The 14,343-nt window shown below is 59.8% G+C and carries 21 protein-coding genes; 7 read left to right on the forward strand and 14 right to left on the reverse strand.

Annotation, left to right across the window (positions count from 1 at the left end; translation table 11 throughout):
- Window positions 1-12: 12 nt before the first annotated feature.
- From DBQ51_RS04555 to DBQ51_RS04595, 8 genes are all read right to left on the reverse strand, one after another.
- Window positions 13-222, reverse strand: a complete 210-nt coding sequence (locus DBQ51_RS04555; RefSeq protein WP_207724445.1) for a FeoA family protein — start codon at window positions 220-222, stop codon at window positions 13-15.
- A gap of 571 nt (window positions 223-793) precedes the next feature.
- A complete protein-coding gene (locus tag DBQ51_RS04565) occupies window positions 794-1,225 on the reverse strand; it encodes a flavodoxin (protein ID WP_054327740.1) in 432 nt (143 codons plus the stop codon).
- 64 nt (window positions 1,226-1,289) lie between these two features.
- Window positions 1,290-1,853 (reverse strand): DUF3793 family protein, encoded by a 564-nt coding sequence (locus DBQ51_RS04570; RefSeq protein ID WP_054327739.1) that lies wholly within the window; start codon window positions 1,851-1,853, stop codon window positions 1,290-1,292.
- Window positions 1,854-2,314: 461 nt separating this feature from the next.
- Window positions 2,315-2,725, reverse strand: a complete 411-nt coding sequence (locus tag DBQ51_RS04575; protein WP_054327738.1) for a secondary thiamine-phosphate synthase enzyme YjbQ — start codon at window positions 2,723-2,725, stop codon at window positions 2,315-2,317.
- 3 nt (window positions 2,726-2,728) lie between these two features.
- Window positions 2,729-3,298, reverse strand: coding sequence for an HD domain-containing protein (locus tag DBQ51_RS04580; RefSeq protein ID WP_054327737.1), 570 nt, complete (start codon window positions 3,296-3,298; stop codon window positions 2,729-2,731).
- Window positions 3,264-4,622: a CCA tRNA nucleotidyltransferase gene (locus DBQ51_RS04585; RefSeq protein WP_107630904.1), complete on the reverse strand. Its 1,359-nt coding sequence runs from the start codon at window positions 4,620-4,622 to the stop codon at window positions 3,264-3,266. The genes DBQ51_RS04580 and DBQ51_RS04585 overlap by 35 nt, the downstream gene beginning before the upstream one ends.
- Window positions 4,622-4,834 (reverse strand): DUF896 domain-containing protein, encoded by a 213-nt coding sequence (locus tag DBQ51_RS04590; protein WP_054327735.1) that lies wholly within the window; start codon window positions 4,832-4,834, stop codon window positions 4,622-4,624. Before DBQ51_RS04590 ends, DBQ51_RS04585 begins: the two co-directional genes overlap by 1 nt.
- 80 nt (window positions 4,835-4,914) lie before the next feature.
- Window positions 4,915-5,175, reverse strand: a complete 261-nt coding sequence (locus tag DBQ51_RS04595; RefSeq protein ID WP_054327734.1) for a hypothetical protein — start codon at window positions 5,173-5,175, stop codon at window positions 4,915-4,917.
- A gap of 89 nt (window positions 5,176-5,264) precedes the next feature.
- On the opposite strand from DBQ51_RS04595, the gene DBQ51_RS04600 reads away from it, so the two are divergent.
- The 5 genes from DBQ51_RS04600 to DBQ51_RS04620 all read left to right on the forward strand — a co-directional run bounded on the left by DBQ51_RS04600 (window position 5,265) and on the right by DBQ51_RS04620 (window position 9,842).
- Window positions 5,265-5,486, forward strand: coding sequence for a helix-turn-helix domain-containing protein (locus tag DBQ51_RS04600; RefSeq protein ID WP_107630905.1), 222 nt, complete (start codon window positions 5,265-5,267; stop codon window positions 5,484-5,486).
- Between the two features lie 528 nt (window positions 5,487-6,014).
- On the forward strand, window positions 6,015-7,283 hold the full coding sequence (locus DBQ51_RS04605) for an O-acetylhomoserine aminocarboxypropyltransferase/cysteine synthase family protein (protein WP_054327733.1): 1,269 nt from the start codon (window positions 6,015-6,017) through the stop codon (window positions 7,281-7,283).
- Between the two features lie 62 nt (window positions 7,284-7,345).
- Window positions 7,346-7,801 carry a GNAT family N-acetyltransferase gene (locus tag DBQ51_RS04610; protein WP_054327732.1) on the forward strand — a complete coding sequence of 152 codons (456 nt, stop codon included), beginning with the start codon at window positions 7,346-7,348 and terminating at the stop codon, window positions 7,799-7,801.
- Between the two features lie 81 nt (window positions 7,802-7,882).
- Window positions 7,883-9,232, forward strand: coding sequence for an MATE family efflux transporter (locus DBQ51_RS04615; RefSeq protein WP_107630906.1), 1,350 nt, complete (start codon window positions 7,883-7,885; stop codon window positions 9,230-9,232).
- Window positions 9,233-9,320: 88 nt separating this feature from the next.
- Window positions 9,321-9,842 (forward strand): HD domain-containing protein, encoded by a 522-nt coding sequence (locus DBQ51_RS04620; RefSeq protein ID WP_107630907.1) that lies wholly within the window; start codon window positions 9,321-9,323, stop codon window positions 9,840-9,842.
- Between the two features lie 44 nt (window positions 9,843-9,886).
- Here the strand turns inward: DBQ51_RS04620 and DBQ51_RS04625 are convergent, their stop codons facing one another.
- From DBQ51_RS04625 to DBQ51_RS04650, 6 genes are all read right to left on the reverse strand, one after another.
- Window positions 9,887-10,318, reverse strand: coding sequence for a hypothetical protein (locus tag DBQ51_RS04625; protein WP_147573870.1), 432 nt, complete (start codon window positions 10,316-10,318; stop codon window positions 9,887-9,889).
- 12 nt (window positions 10,319-10,330) lie between these two features.
- Window positions 10,331-10,654 carry a hypothetical protein gene (locus DBQ51_RS04630; protein WP_107630908.1) on the reverse strand — a complete coding sequence of 108 codons (324 nt, stop codon included), beginning with the start codon at window positions 10,652-10,654 and terminating at the stop codon, window positions 10,331-10,333.
- A 1-nt stretch (window position 10,655) separates the two neighbouring features.
- A complete protein-coding gene (locus DBQ51_RS04635; RefSeq protein WP_054327727.1) occupies window positions 10,656-10,958 on the reverse strand; it encodes a DUF2089 family protein in 303 nt (100 codons plus the stop codon).
- 110 nt (window positions 10,959-11,068) lie between these two features.
- Window positions 11,069-11,560, reverse strand: a complete 492-nt coding sequence (locus DBQ51_RS04640; protein WP_054327726.1) for a GNAT family N-acetyltransferase — start codon at window positions 11,558-11,560, stop codon at window positions 11,069-11,071.
- Between the two features lie 3 nt (window positions 11,561-11,563).
- The gene (locus tag DBQ51_RS04645) at window positions 11,564-12,337 is read right to left on the reverse strand and encodes an alpha/beta hydrolase (protein ID WP_107630909.1); all 774 of its coding nucleotides are present in this window, start codon (window positions 12,335-12,337) and stop codon (window positions 11,564-11,566) included.
- Window positions 12,338-12,359: 22 nt separating this feature from the next.
- Complete coding sequence (locus DBQ51_RS04650; protein ID WP_107630910.1) at window positions 12,360-13,142, reverse strand: IclR family transcriptional regulator; 783 nt, start codon at window positions 13,140-13,142, stop codon at window positions 12,360-12,362.
- A 195-nt stretch (window positions 13,143-13,337) separates the two neighbouring features.
- On the opposite strand from DBQ51_RS04650, the gene eda reads away from it, so the two are divergent.
- Together eda and DBQ51_RS04660 are read left to right on the forward strand one after the other, a co-directional pair.
- Window positions 13,338-13,982: a bifunctional 4-hydroxy-2-oxoglutarate aldolase/2-dehydro-3-deoxy-phosphogluconate aldolase gene (eda, locus tag DBQ51_RS04655; RefSeq protein ID WP_107630911.1), complete on the forward strand. Its 645-nt coding sequence runs from the start codon at window positions 13,338-13,340 to the stop codon at window positions 13,980-13,982.
- Entirely contained in the window at window positions 13,975-14,322 is a 348-nt protein-coding gene (locus DBQ51_RS04660; RefSeq protein WP_054327722.1) for a VOC family protein, read from the forward strand. The genes eda and DBQ51_RS04660 overlap by 8 nt, the downstream gene beginning before the upstream one ends.
- The last annotated feature ends 21 nt before the right edge of the window (window positions 14,323-14,343 follow it).

Consider the following 14,343-nt stretch of genomic DNA (forward strand, 5'->3'; position numbering starts at 1 on the left):
GTTTTTCCCCCTTCAGACATAGATACGAGACGCCATCTGCTGCGAAATCGCAACGCGGACGTCTTTTACGGATACGATCAGGTTGCCCTGCAAAGAAGAGACGACCCTCACCTTCGCCCCCTCGACAAAACCAAGGTTCTGCAGGAACCGGCGTGTCTGATCCCGACCGTGGATCTGTTTTACCGTAGTCTCCACACCGGCGTCTATCATCGTAAGCGGCATAATAGCAATCCTCTCCTTTTCTTTGTTAGTAGGAGCTAACCCAAACCCTGTAAAGCAGGGGTTAGCTCTTTCTAACCCCTTAACCGTGCTAAGTTTACCATCGCTAACTTTATTTGTCAAGCGGACCGGAACAGGTTTGTCAATTCTCACCAAGAACAGCAGGGTTTGCGGCAGCTAATTTGTACAGTGCTTCCCATTCCTGCCAGTCGGGCAGGAGGAAGCCCGCAGCCGTTGTTCCGGACAGCCGCGGGCTCATGTTATGTTGGGCATACCGGGCAGTATACCCTGGGGTTTCCCCCGGGACAAGAAAGGATATTTGTATCATAACCACCGCCGTCGCGGCGGGTATGACCGGTTTATTTTCGATGGAAGCCGACGGCTTCCATCGAGGGACGCACCGCGCTGCGCGCGGATGCGCCTGCTGCTTCGAAACGCTCCGGCACGCGAAGCCTTTCTCCGCACGGGTATTCAAACACACGCTGTGTGTTTCCGCGGCTTTCCGCGGAAAACCGCGGAAAGCCAATCGAATACGCGCTTCGCGCGAAAAGGCGCGCCGGCGCGGGAAATTGTCTTAGTAAGCGGCAAAGCCTTTGCCGAACTCCCTGCACTTGGCCAGCCCGTCTTCGTCGGGCGTCTCGTTGATCATCAGGCCTTCGTCCGTGTAAATATTGGCGTTTGCATCGTTGGTGCGCTGCACCCAGTCGCGCATCCACTGTCCGTCGCCCCAGCCGTAGGAGCCGAACAGCGCGACCTTGCGGCCCGCGAGCCTGTTCTCCAGCTCGGTGAAGAACGGATCGAACTCCGCTTCCTCGAGCACCTCCGCGCCCATCGCCGGACAGCCAAGCGCAATCTTATCGTATCCTGCCGCAGCGCCGGCGTTGGTATCCGCCACGTTCAGCAGATCGCATTCCATGCCGCCCTCGCGGATTCCTTCCGCGATCGCGGTTGCCATTTGCTCGGTATTGCCGGTCTGGCTCCAATAAATTACTGCAGCTTTGCTCATTTCTGTCAAATCCTCCTGTTGATTATTGTTGATTATTTTAGATGCATTATGAAACGCTTTGCGCCTATGCCGCGGCAAACACCTCGAGCAGCGTTTCCCCTTGCTCGATCCGTTTTGTCACCGCGCGGCACACCCGCGAAAGGCGGTCAAACAACCGCGACGCAGCCTGCGCGTCGCCATATACTTTCCAGTAGCCGCTGAGCTTGCAGCCCCGTCCGGCATTCCGGATAAACCCCACGACATCTTCGATCGGATATCCCAGGAACAGACCGATTTCATGCGGGAAGGTTTCGGAAAGCGCGATCCTGCGCTTCAGCTCCCGCAAGAGGTCCTGCAACGGCTGGCCGGCTGGGTAGCCGAACGACGCCAGCACATGCTGCACACAAGGCTCCGCCATATGCCGCTCGAGCGCCTGCTTTTGGTAGACCATCAGCAGATACCGCCCGCGGCAGGCACAGACGATCTCAAAGCACATGCCGCGCGGGGCAAACGCCTCGCGGTAAGTTTTCAGACGCTGTGGCAGATCGGGATACAGCGCGCGGTCGAACGATACCAGGCTTGCTGGTTTAATCCCCGCCAGCGTCGGCGAGCAATACGCCGCGAGCTGTCGGTCCAGTTGGTTCATCATCTTGTCACGCACCTCCTGCCCTGTATTTTTACCGGATCAGTTTCCTTTATCCGCAACGTTCCGAACAGCGCGGCCGCGGTTAGCCATACGGCCGCGCAGTCTTAACGGTCTGTTTTGTTCGGATAGATGCGCAAAATACAGAGGAAGCTGTGTATGTATGGTGCGCCGCTCCGTTCCGCGAAAGCGGCACCGGTCATCGAGCATATCAGTAAGCCTCGGCTAACCTGAATATAAGTTAGCATAAGCTAACCAAAATGTCAAGTACTTTTTTTCAAATTTCTCTGAGAATTTTCCGCAGGAGTGATTCTTTGTTTTTTCTCACCCAAAACCATATTTTTATTCTGTGCATTTTTCTGACAGTCCTGCTTGTATCCGCAACACAAAGACCGGCCGGATACGGCCGGTCTGCAGCATGCTTCCCGTTTCCTATCCGTCAGCGGTATCCCCTCTGCGGAACAGGCTCATCCGACGGCGCTATCCCCCAGCACCTTTACCTGAAAGCGTCTGGTGCGCGGGCCGTCGAACTCACAGAAATACACACCCTGCCAAGTCCCCAGCAGCAGGCATCCGTCCTCGACCAGCACCAGTTGGCTCGTGCCAACGCAACTCGACTTCAAATGCGCGGCGGAGTTCCCCTCCGCATGCCGGAACGCGCGCCGGTCGGGAAAGGCTTCGCGCAACCCCAGCAGCAAGTCGTGCCGCACGTCCGGATCAGCGTTTTCATTGATCGTGATGCCGGCGGTCGTGTGCGGACAGTATATGACCGCAGCACCGCTCTGCACGCCACTTTCCCGCACTGCTTCGCGCACCTGCGCGGTCACGTCGTACAGGCCCTCCCGTTCGGTATGCAGGGTATATTCCTTTGTTTTCATGCCTTACTCGCTCCTATTCTCATGCAGATAAGTAGCTTCCAGATCGGACAGATGCAGCTTGACCGCGAGCGGATACTTTTCGAATGCGTGCGCAAGCGAAAAGCTGCCGCCGCGCACGGAATCGTCAAACCCGCCCATATGCCAGCGGATCGCCATTGCCTCCTCGGTTTTCAGGCGCATGAAGCGCTCGATCAGGTACACCGATTTCTCGCCGTGTCCATAGGGAAACTGGTCGTCGATCGCGTAAACCGGCACCTTTTCCCACTCGCCGCGGTCGTTCTTGCGGTTGCGCAGCTCGGTCTTGTAAAAGCCCGCCTTGCACAGATCATGCAGCAGCGAGGCGATCGTAAAGCTCTCGATATCATCGCCCGCCGGATCGTAGTGCTTGGAGATCAGCACATTGTATACGTTAAGCGAGTGGTCGAGCAGGCCGCCCTCATACGCGGCGTGAAAGCGCGTGGACGCGGGAGCGGTGAAAAAGTCCGTGCTTTCCATCCACGCCAGCAGCTTTTCCGCGCCCGGGCGGCGGATATTCTTGTTATAAGTCTCGATAAACAGTTCTTTGCTCGTCATGTCGTTCCTCCATTCGGGCGCGGGCGAGCGCGAGGAGCGCCTCCCGCGTGTTTGCGGCCTGTTCCTCGATCACCGCGTCGAGCAATGCGCGCAGCATCTCCCCGACCGCCGGGCCGGACAGGCCGAGCGTCTTGATGTCGTTTCCATCCACCGCGAGCCGGCGCAGAGAAAAGCAATCCTCCGCCGCCAGCACGCCGTTCAGCCGTTTTTCGATCGCATGCAGCCAAGCGATATCCTCCGGATGCGTTCCCTGTCCGACCGCGTCCCCTTTTTTGATGGCCAGCAGGTCGCGGAACCTGGCCTCCCCGATCTGCGACAGACGGCGGCGCACCTGCCGACCATTATCGCCCAGAGGGAGGTCGTGCTGTTCGACCAGCAGCAGGATGCGGGCCGTATCCTCGCCCGAAAAACGCAGGCGGCGCAAGATACCAGCCGCGATTTCACGGCTGGCCTTGGGGTGGCCGTAAAAATGGCCGACGCCATTTGCATCCACGGTTTTGCAGGCGGGCTTGCCGCAGTCGTGCAGCAGCATGGACCAGCGCAGCACAGGTTCTGCCGGCACCTGCCCGACCGCGCGGACGCTGTGCTCCCACACATCGTACCGATGGTGCGGGTTTTGCTGGGCGCAGCCGAGCATCGGCCGCAGTTCGGGCAGCGCCGCGGCAAAAATATCGGAAAAGCCCATCAGCGCGCGCTGCGCGAACCGTCCGCACAGCGTGTCGGTCAGCTCCGCGCGCACGCGCTCGGCGGCAATGCATTCCAGTCGCCCTGTCTGGCGGCGCATGGCGGCTGCGGTCCGCGGCTCCACTGTAAAGCCGAACTGGGCGGCAAACCGCACCGCGCGCAGAATGCGCAGCGCATCCTCTTGGAAGCGTGCATCCGGATCGCCGACCGCGCGCAGGATACCATTTTTCAGGTCGTCCCGCCCGCCGAACGGGTCGCACAGCCCGCGCTGCGGGTGCCATGCCATTGCTCCTACCGTGAAATCGCGCCGCGCCAGATCAGCGCGCACCTCCGGCACGAACAACACGGTGTCTGGATGCCGCCCGTCCGAATAACCGGCATCCGCGCGGAAGGTCGTGATTTCCAGCGGACCTTCTTCCGTCAGCAGGGTCAGCGTGCCATGCTTCAGGCCGGTTTCCAACACGCGCGCACCCGCAAACACCGCCCGCATCTCCTCCGGCCGCGCGGCGGTACACAAATCCCAATCATGCGGCGGATCACCTCGCAGGCTGTCGCGCACACAGCCGCCGACCGCCCAGGTTTCAAACCCCGCCGCCTCCAGGCGCATGATCGCGGCGGCAACATGCTCCGGCAGGCGCATCAATGCCCGCCTTTTTTCTGCCGCAGCTTGTAGGAGGTGCCGTCCGGATTGAGGACGACCGTCCGGTCCAGTTGTGCCTTCAAGCTTTTGCGGAAGCCCGCTATATATTCCTCGCGCAGGGCTTTCTGCTCGGCCTTTTCCGCCTCGCTCAGCCCTTCGGCCTTGGCTTTTTTCGCCAGCTCGTTGATGCGCGCGATTTTTTCATCGGTCATTGCCGTATTCCTCCATAGATTTTTCTATGCCCCTATTATAGCAAAGCGGGCGGGCAAAGTCCACGGAAATCCTTGCGCGGCTATGCTCCGTCGAGCGCCCGCGCGTCCGCCATCAGCAGCAGGCCGCAGCGCAGCCCGAGCAGGAAGCAATCCTCGCCATGCTCTGCGGCCGCGGCAACCGCCTGGTCGCACACCCGACGGAAGCTGCGGTGGAGGACGCGCGGCAGAAGCGCGTCAAATTCATCCTGCGCCTGGTTCAGGTTTTGCCATGCTGGGCCGTCCTTGCTGACGCATACACGCTCGGCGGCGGCCTGTAATTCCTGATAAATGGATCGGTTCACACAAATCACCTCTCATTAACTTTAGCATATTTTATTCTATATTTCAATAGAATATTTTGTTCTGTTAAAATATTTAATGAGGTGATAATATGTTATATAAGCGTATACGAAATTTACGCGAGGATAACGATTTGAGTCAGCAGCAGGTCGCAAGCTATCTGCATATTTCACAGCGAACTTATAGTTACTATGAAAACGGCGAGCATAATATGCCCCTCTCCATACTGGTAGGACTGGCCGATTTTTATAATACCTCAACCGATTATCTCCTTGAGCGCACCAACGATCCCGCACCGCCGCGCAAACGGTAAGCGTCTCCGCTTGGGTCAAGCGGGGAAACTGCGCCTGCGCGGCGCGGGCGGACAAGAGGGGAGAAACCAACGGTTTCTCCCCTCTTGCCAATCACCCCTTTTCCCTGATGCGCAGGCCGGAGGCCGGAACGGCTGCGCCGTTCCTATTTCTGACCAGGACCGCTCCGAAAAAATACGGAGACTGTTGCGGGAGCTCTGTTCGCGCGGAGGTTAGAACTGGACAGCGGGAAAACGGATACCGCCTGTCCGAAACGGTCCATGCGCGCGTAACAGCGCGCGCGGAAGGGAGGAGACGCTGCCTGGGTTTCCCTGCACCCCCTAGGGTGGAAGCCGTTGCGCTTACCGTGATAAGGAAAGCAGGGAAATTCAAAAGGGGAGGAAACCCCATGCGGGTTGTCCTCCCCTTTTGCCCCCGCACCGGGCGGCGCGTCGTTCCCACGTCAAGGGGCGCAATTCCCTTGACCCTCCCTCCCCCGCGTGTTAAAATACCCTTGTGCAAAAAATTCCTGCAAAGGAGCTATAATAAATATGAAGATCGAAACAAAATGCCTGCATGAGGGCTACAAGCCCGAAAACGGCGGCCCAGGCGTCATGCCCATCGTTCAGTCTACCACCTACCGGTTCGATTCGACCGAAAAGATCGCATCCCTGTTCGATATGCCGACCGAGTACATGTACTCGCGCTTTGCCAATCCGACCTGCGACGCGGTGGAAAAGAAAATCGCCGCGCTGGAGGGCGGCGTGGGCGCGATGCTCACCAGCTCCGGCCAGGCGGCGAGCCTGCTCGCCATCCTCAACCTCTGTTCCGCGGGGGACAGCTTCATCGCGGCTTCCACGATCTATGGCGGCACGATCAACCTGTTCGGCGTGACGCTCAAAAAGCTCGGCATCGAGTGTATCTGGGCGGATGCGGAAGCAGACGCGAAAGAAATCCAGAAGCTGTTCAAGCCCAACACCAAGGCTGTGTTTGGTGAAACGCTCGCCAATCCGGCGCTGACCGTGTTCGATATCCAAAAGTGGGCGGATATCGCGCACAAAAACGGCGTGCCGCTAATCATCGATAATACGTTTGCCACGCCCATCCTGTGCCGCCCGATCGAATGGGGCGCGGATATCGTCATCCATTCCACCACAAAATATATGGACGGCCACGCGGTCCAGGGCGGCGGCGTCATCGTGGACGGCGGCCGGTTCGATTGGGCCGCCTCAGGCAAATTCCCCGACTTCACCGAGCCGGACGAGAGCTATCACGGCGTTGTCTATACCCGTGAATTCGGCAGCATGGCTTATATCATTAAGGCGCGCATGCAGCTTATGCGTGATTTCGGCTGTTATCCGGCGGCGCACTCCGCATTCCTTTTGAACCTCGGCCTGGAAACCCTGCCCGTGCGCATGAAGCGGTACTGTGAAAATGCGCTCACGGTCGCCGAGTACCTACAGGCGTCGGACAGGATCGCTTCCGTGCGCTACCCCGCCCTGCCCGGCAACGAACATTACGAACGCGCGCAGAAGTATCTGCCGCTCGGCACCTCGGGCGTGATGTCGGTCGATATCAAGGGCGGCCGCGGCGCGGCCATGCAGTTCATGGACAGCCTGCAGCTTGCCTGCAACGAGGTCCATGTGGCGGATATCCGTACCTGCGTGCTGCATCCGGCCAGCGAAACCCACCGCCAGCTCACGGACGAGCAGCTCGTCGCCGCAGGTATCGAGCCGGGCCTTGTGCGGGTTTCGGTCGGCCTGGAAAATGTGGAGGACATTATCGCGGACCTTGACCAGGCTCTCGCTCAGCTCGGCTGAAGCCGCTGTCTGGGAGCAAAGGCACGCGAAACACCGTTTTTTGTCAAACAGGAGGTTTTCCTATGCATATCCGATCGATCGAGCCGCGCGACCGCGACTTTTTCCTCAGCCGCAACGCGGCGTTCTACCGCTCTTCCGCCTGCGACCATGCAATCCCGCCGCAGAACGCCGAGCGCACGTTCGAACTGCTGCTGCACGGCACGCCCTACGCGGACTGCCTGATCGCGGAGGACGACGACGGCGCGCCCTGCGCCTACCTGCTGCTCGCGCTCACCTGGTCGAATGAGGCGGGCGGGCTGTGCGTATGGCTGGACGAACTGATGGTGGACGAGACCGTGCGCGGCACGGGCATCGGCCGCAAAATGATCGCTGCCGCACACGAAAAATACAACAGCGCCGCGCGCTACCGGCTGGAGGTGACCGAAAGCAATGTGCGCGCCGCCGCGCTGTACCGGATGCTCGGCTTCGAGGAGCTGGCCTACCGCCAGATGATTATGGACACGCCGGTCGGCCTGTGAGCCGAACAGAGCCGCAGTTTAAAGCTGCGGCTTTTTCTTTGCCGGTTTATCTGTTATAATAGTAAAAACGGGGTGAAGCATATGGCCGGTGAAAATAAAATGGGGACCATGCCCGAAGGGCGGCTGATCGTTACCATGTCGTTTCCGATCATGCTGTCCATGCTCGTGCAGGCGCTGTACAACATTGTGGACAGCGCTTTTGTCGCGCGCATCAGTGAGGACGCCCTGACCGCCGTTTCCCTTGCGTTTCCGGTGCAGCTTTTAATGATCGCGGTTGCGACCGGCGCGGGCGTGGGCGTCAACGCGCTGCTGTCGCGCCGGCTGGGACAGAAAAAGCAGGCGGAAGCGGACGCGGTCGCGGTCAACGGCATTTTTCTTTCCATTTGCTTCTGGCTGGTGTTCGCTGTGCTGGGGCTGCTGTTCGGACGCGACTTTATCGCGCTGTTCACCGATGTACCCGCTGTCGTCGATATGGGCGCCGGCTATGTGACGGTGGTGACTACCGCATCCTGCGGCGTTTTCCTGCTGTTTGTCGCGGAACGGCTCATGCAGGCGACCGGCAACACGGTCTACCACATGGTCACGCAGCTCATCGGCGCGCTGCTCAACTGCGTCCTCGACCCGATCCTGATTTTCGGGCTGTTCGGCTGTCCCGCGCTCGGTACCACGGGCGCGGCGCTCGCGACCGTCCTCTCCCAGATCACCGCCATGTCAATCGGTTTTTTCATCAATGTGCGCTTCAATCGGGATGTCCGCATCCATGTACGCGGCTTCCGGCCGGATGTCCGCATCCTTGCGGAGATCGTGCGCATCGGCCTGCCCGCTGCCTTGCAGCAATCCCTGCTGAGCGTGCTCACGGTCGGCCTCAACCGCATCCTGATGCCGTTCTCCCAGACCGCGGTCGGCTTTTACGGCGTGTACTACAAGCTGCAGAACTTCCTGTTCATGCCGGTCTACGGTCTCAACAACGCGCTCATCCCCATGATTGGCTTCAACTATGGTGCGAAAAACCGCCGCCGCATCGAGCGGATCACCCGATATGCGCTGCTGCTCGCGCTCGGCATCATGGCGGCGGGTACGCTGCTGTTCGAAGCTCTGCCCGTACCGCTTCTGCGGCTGTTCGACGCCTCGGATGCCATGCTCGCCCTCGGCGTCCCCGCCATCCGCATCATCTCCGCTTCGTTCTGCCTTGCCGGCATTTCCGTCATCCTGTCCGGCTGCATGCAGGGATTGGGCCGCGGGAGCGAGTCGCTTATCGTGGCGTTGCTGCGTCAGCTTGTCCTCCTCCTGCCCGCCGCCGTGCTGCTCTCGCACGTCAGCCTTTCGGCCCTCTGGCTGGCGTTCCCGCTTGCGGAGGCCTGCGGCCTTGCCGCGGCGGTACTGCTCCACCGGCGGGTATGCCGCCGGCTTTTATCAGGCTCGTCCGAATAAACGTCACAAAAATGTAACAAACGCCCTCTTGTTTTTGTGCATTCTGCGGCATATAATAAAGACAGAAAACTGGAAAGGGGTGAGTCCCATGGAGAGTGAGATACAGCGGCTTGCAGGGGATATCCTGAAGCATCCCCGCTATCTGCAGCTTCTGCAGTTCCAGCACCACGGCGCGGAAAATTCCGTGTACGACCATTCGGTCGCCGTGGCTCAGGCGGCGTATGCCATCGCCCGCCGGATGCGTCTGTCCGGGGACGAAACCGCCTCTGTAATCCGCGCGGCGTTGCTGCACGATTTCTTCGGTTACGACTGGCACGGCGAGCGTTTCCGCCGTTACCTGCGCCGGTATTCCGGCCTGCGGCGTGTGATGCGCATGCACGCGTTTGTACACGGCCATATCGCGGCCGACCGCGCGAAGCATACGTTCGGCCTGACCGAGCGCGAATGCGAGGCAATCGCGCGGCACATGTTCCCGCTCGCGGCCATGCCGCGCACGCGGATCGCATGGATCGTGACGCTGGCGGACAAAGCCGTTGCTTCCAGAGAGATGGCCGCTGCGCTTGGCGGCTATATATCCCTTGCCTGCCGCAAGCTGTTTGCTTATAACTGAAAACGCCGTCCGGATGCGTCTGTCTGGAACGGCGTTTTTCTGTTTTACAGATCCTGTATGTTCATCTTTTCCAGCAATCTTTCCCGCCGGAGCTTTTCCCGCCCGATATAATACGCCCCCAACAGCACGAAGGTTGGGATGTTGCTTACCAGCAGGATAATCCCGACCTGCACGGTATCGCCCAGTGTCCAGTCCGACGTTTGTTCCACCCGCCGCTCCTCATAGAGTACCTCGCCGGTCTCTTCATCGACCACCTGCAGCCCGCTCGCCGCGCCGCCTATGGAGGTAAACACCACGCCGCCCAGCACCAGCAGCAGCGACAGCATAAGCGACAGAGCAGGCATAATCAGCCCCGGCCACCGGCTTTTGCGGCGCGACAGCCAGACCTCAAGCACGATCACGCCCGCCAGCACCGCCACCAGCACCAGCGTGTTCAGCACGGTCACCACGATTGACATTGTCATTATTCCCGCCAAAACGATTCCCCCTTACAAATCCTGTATCTTTATCTTTTCCACCTGCTCGCGGTGTTTTCCGCTGCGGCGGCAGTGCCAGTAAATCGCCAGCAAAACGAGCGCCGGCGCGAAAAAGAGCAGCCCCATGAGCAGCGACAGCACCTTTTGCAGCGAATTTTCCGCCACACCGAGCGCGTTCAGCACCACGTTCGGCAGGACAAACAGTACAGGCGGCAGCAGGCACAGGGGCAGCACCAGCCCGGGCCACCACGCCCGCCGCTTGGACAGAAACACCTCCAACGCGCAGACCGCCGCGAACAGCGCCAACCAGAAAACCAACTTAATTGGATTTATCATGCTAACCCTCCTCGTTCTTCTGCTTCTTATACTCGTTAATCAGGATTTTCGCCGTGTCGAAATCCAGCTTGTCGTTGACTGCCAGCCGTTTGATGAGCGCGATATACGGCTCCTCCCCTTCGCGCTCGCCGATCTCGATTTTCTGGATCAGCCGGTCAAGCCGCAGGCGCACGGTCGGATAGGTCACGCCGTACACGCCCGCGACCTCTTTGAGCGAGCCCGAGGCCAAAATAAATTTTTTGATGAAAGAGACGTCCTCATCGTCAAGCTGCGCCATCCACTCCGGTACTACCTCGATCGCCACGCCATCACTTCCTTTCCTGTGGCCTTAGTATAATATTTAATTTTATAAAAGTCAATCTTTAATTTTATTTATATCGAAGAAAAATCCTGTCTATAAAAGACAGGATTTTTTTATCGACTCCGTTTCTGATAGGCCAATCGCTCGCCGCGCCCGTTTTTCAGGTCGATCAGGCCGCAGAACGTGTATCCCAGCCGCGCCAGCAGGCGCTGCATGGGCTGGTTGTCACGGTGGGTGTCGATACGGATGTTGCCGCACCGCGCCAGGCACCATTCCAGGCAGAACGCCGCCGCACCGCGCCCGTGCTCCGCCGCCGCAATCCGGTGTACCACGCCGTAGGGGGCGTCGTCCAGCCAGGCGCCCTCCCGAATCACCCGATAGGTCGGCTCCTCCTCCGTGGTAAAGCAGAACGCCGCCGCGAGCCGCCCCTCGTCCTCGCAGATGTAGCTGCGCTGCGCGCTGATATCCGCTTCGAGCATCTCTTTCGTGGGGAAGCGTCTGCCCCATTGATGCGGGTTGCCGTTTTGCGCCATAAACCGACGCGCCGCGTCGAACAGCGCGAGCAGGTCGGGCAGGTCGGCCGGCGCCGCATGCCGTATTTCCATGTTTTACAGCTCCTTTATCCATTCCGCGCAGAGCGCCTGCCAGCGGTTCACATGCCGATCCGGCCGGCGCCCTCTTGCCGGGTCACAGGTTTCCAAATCCGCCAGCGCCAGCCCATGCACGCCATGCGGGAACAGGTGTACCTCATGTGGCACACCCGCTTTCCGCAGCGCCGCTTCGAGCAGCAGCGTGTTCTCGACCCGTGCGGTCTGATCCTCCAGCGTGTGCCACAGAAACACCGGCGGCGTTCGCGCGTCCACCAGCATTTCCAGCGAAAACGCACGCTGTTTTTCCGGATCCGTGCCGGCCAGACGAGCAAAGCTGCCGCGATGGCCGTATTCCCCCGCCGTCACCACCGGATAGCACAGCACCGCCGCGTTCGGCCGGTGGCACTGCAGGTCGGTATCGGGCGCAAACCATTCCGGCCGGTGCCAGACCGCCGCCAGCATCCCCGCCAGGTGCGCGCCCGCGGAAAAGCCCCCGACCGCGATGCGGTCTGGAGCGATCCTGAGTTGCGCGGCATTCCGCCGCACCCACGCGACCGCCGCGGCCAGCGTATGCAGCGGCATCGTGTCCAGCGGCACGGGCGCACAGTCGTATTCCAGCACGAACGACTCGACACCGTCCCGCGCAAAGGCGCGCGCTGCAGGCGCGCCCTCCCGAATCGAGCAGAATTCGTACCCGCCGCCCGGACACAAAATGAGCGCGGGCTTGGGACCGTGCTGCGCGGCGGCATAGCGGGTCAGCTTGCCGTGCGGCAGCGTGAGTACCTGTGGCATCTTACCTTCTCCCTTTCCGCGATTACCGCTTTCCGTACATGCCGCCGCCGATCGCCTCCGCGATCTCGTCCCGCGTTTCAAGCAGCGGCACACGCAGCGCGGCGATGCGCTCGTCCGACATGCGCGTCAGCGGCGCGGAAACCGAGATCGCATACGAGGCGCGCCCCCGATAATCCGGAATCGCCGCCGCGATGCAGCGCACGCCCAGCTCGTTTTCTTCGTTATCCATCGCGTAGCCCAGCCGCCGGACCTGCACCAGCTCCTGAAAAAACGCGGCTTCATCCACGATCGTATAGGGTGTCCACGGACGGACGTCGCTGGCGCGCCAGAGCTCGCGCGCTTCCTCGTCCGGCCAGGTGGCCAGGATGGCCTTGCCCACGCCCGTGCAGTACAGCGGGCGGCGCATGCCGATACGCGAAAACATGCGGATCGCGCCGCTCACGCTTTCTACCTTATGAATATAAACAATATCGCGCTCTTCCTGTAGGACCAGGTGGACAGTCTCTCCAGTTTCATGCCCCAGACGCTCCAACGGCGCGCGGGCGCGCTCGATCACATCCATGTTCTCCACAATATAGCTGCTCAGCTCGCACAGGCGCATGCCCGCGCGATAAACGCTGGTTTCCGCGTCCCGCTGCACATAGCCACGCGTACACATCGTTGCCAGCAGCCGGTGTACCGTGCTTTTATGCAGGCCGGTTTCCGCCGACAGCGTGCCGATCGTCATGCCGTTCCGGCTGCGGCACAGCTTTTCCAGCAGGTCAAACGCCCGCTCCAACGACTGGACCGACGAGGATTCTGCCATGGAATTTCCTCCCTTTTGTTCCGCATTATAAAACCTTGTTTCATTTTAATAGATTTTACACAAAAACACAAGAGAAACTTTGCACAGATTGTTAGCAGAAAACTCTTGCAATCTGACGGTAAAGTAATATAATTAAATCAGCAAGTGAATTCGTGAAACAATATTCCACAATATGAAACACGGAGGATGATCGCAATGAATGAAATCGAGAAAAAGGTCCAGTCCATCGGTGTCGTACCGGTAATCAAGCTCAACAACCCTGACCGTGACGCGGTTCCGCTGGCAAAGGCGCTGATCGACGGCGGCGTACCGGTTGCCGAGGTCACGTTCCGTGCGGCGGGCGCCGCCAAGGCCATCAAGGCCATGCACGACGCCTATCCGGAAATGCTCGTGGGCGCGGGTACTGTCCTGACCACCGACCAGGTAGACGAGGCGATGGCCGCTGGCGCGCAGTTCATCGTCACCCCCGGCATGGATCCCGAAATCGTCGCCTACTGCAAGAAAGTCGGCGTGCAGATCTTCCCCGGTTGCACCACCCCGACCGATTATCACACCGCCTATAAGTTCGGCCTCGAGGTCCTCAAGTTCTTCCCCGCCGAGCAGTCCGGCGGCATCGCCAAGATCAAGGCTATGAGCGCCCCGTTCCCGATGTTCAAGGTTATGCCGACCGGCGGCATCTCGCTGAAGAACCTGGCGGACTATGCCAAAAATCATGTCATCGCTGCCTGCGGCGGCTCCTACATGGTCACCGCCGACCTGATCGAGGGCGGCAAGTGGGATGAGATCACCGACCTGTGCAAGAAGTCGGTCGAGATCGTGAAAGAGGCGCGCAATGGCTGAGTATTCTCTGGCGCACATCGGCATCAACGCCGCGAATGAGCAGGAAGCCCTCAAGACCGCTGAAATGTTTTCCGCCCTGTTTGGCTTTGCGGTAAAGCCGGGCAACAGCTCGGTCTTCGCCGGAACAGGCATCGAGGTGATGAAGGAGCCCTATAAGGGCCGGAACGGACACATCGCCATCGGGACGCCGGACGTCGCCGCCGCCAAAGCGGATCTGGAGGGGCGCGGCTTTACATTCGACGACGCGACCGCCAAGTTCAAGGCTGATGGCACGCTCAACGCAATTTACCTGACCGACGAAATCTGCGGCTTCGCCGTACATCTGGTCGGCAAGAAATAATCACAACCTATCTTTACGGAG

The sequence above is a fragment of the Agathobaculum massiliense genome (genome assembly GCF_900291975.1).
Lineage (GTDB): Bacteria > Bacillota > Clostridia > Oscillospirales > Butyricicoccaceae > Agathobaculum > Agathobaculum ammoniilyticum.

Coding starts and splice junctions, on each gene's coding strand:
- DBQ51_RS04555 (WP_207724445.1), bottom strand. CDS start 222: ATGCCGCTTACGATGATAGACGCCGGTGTGGAGACTACGGTAAAACAG.
- DBQ51_RS04565 (WP_054327740.1), bottom strand. CDS start 1,225: ATGAGCAAAGCTGCAGTAATTTATTGGAGCCAGACCGGCAATACCGAG.
- DBQ51_RS04570 (WP_054327739.1), bottom strand. CDS start 1,853: ATGATGAACCAACTGGACCGACAGCTCGCGGCGTATTGCTCGCCGACG.
- DBQ51_RS04575 (WP_054327738.1), bottom strand. CDS start 2,725: ATGAAAACAAAGGAATATACCCTGCATACCGAACGGGAGGGCCTGTAC.
- DBQ51_RS04580 (WP_054327737.1), bottom strand. CDS start 3,298: ATGACGAGCAAAGAACTGTTTATCGAGACTTATAACAAGAATATCCGC.
- DBQ51_RS04585 (WP_107630904.1), bottom strand. CDS start 4,622: ATGCGCCTGCCGGAGCATGTTGCCGCCGCGATCATGCGCCTGGAGGCG.
- DBQ51_RS04590 (WP_054327735.1), bottom strand. CDS start 4,834: ATGACCGATGAAAAAATCGCGCGCATCAACGAGCTGGCGAAAAAAGCC.
- DBQ51_RS04600 (WP_107630905.1), top strand. CDS start 5,265: ATGTTATATAAGCGTATACGAAATTTACGCGAGGATAACGATTTGAGT.
- DBQ51_RS04605 (WP_054327733.1), top strand. CDS start 6,015: ATGAAGATCGAAACAAAATGCCTGCATGAGGGCTACAAGCCCGAAAAC.
- DBQ51_RS04610 (WP_054327732.1), top strand. CDS start 7,346: ATGCATATCCGATCGATCGAGCCGCGCGACCGCGACTTTTTCCTCAGC.
- DBQ51_RS04615 (WP_107630906.1), top strand. CDS start 7,883: ATGGCCGGTGAAAATAAAATGGGGACCATGCCCGAAGGGCGGCTGATC.
- DBQ51_RS04620 (WP_107630907.1), top strand. CDS start 9,321: ATGGAGAGTGAGATACAGCGGCTTGCAGGGGATATCCTGAAGCATCCC.
- DBQ51_RS04630 (WP_107630908.1), bottom strand. CDS start 10,654: ATGATAAATCCAATTAAGTTGGTTTTCTGGTTGGCGCTGTTCGCGGCG.
- DBQ51_RS04640 (WP_054327726.1), bottom strand. CDS start 11,560: ATGGAAATACGGCATGCGGCGCCGGCCGACCTGCCCGACCTGCTCGCG.
- DBQ51_RS04645 (WP_107630909.1), bottom strand. CDS start 12,337: ATGCCACAGGTACTCACGCTGCCGCACGGCAAGCTGACCCGCTATGCC.
- DBQ51_RS04650 (WP_107630910.1), bottom strand. CDS start 13,142: ATGGCAGAATCCTCGTCGGTCCAGTCGTTGGAGCGGGCGTTTGACCTG.
- eda (WP_107630911.1), top strand. CDS start 13,338: ATGAATGAAATCGAGAAAAAGGTCCAGTCCATCGGTGTCGTACCGGTA.
- DBQ51_RS04660 (WP_054327722.1), top strand. CDS start 13,975: ATGGCTGAGTATTCTCTGGCGCACATCGGCATCAACGCCGCGAATGAG.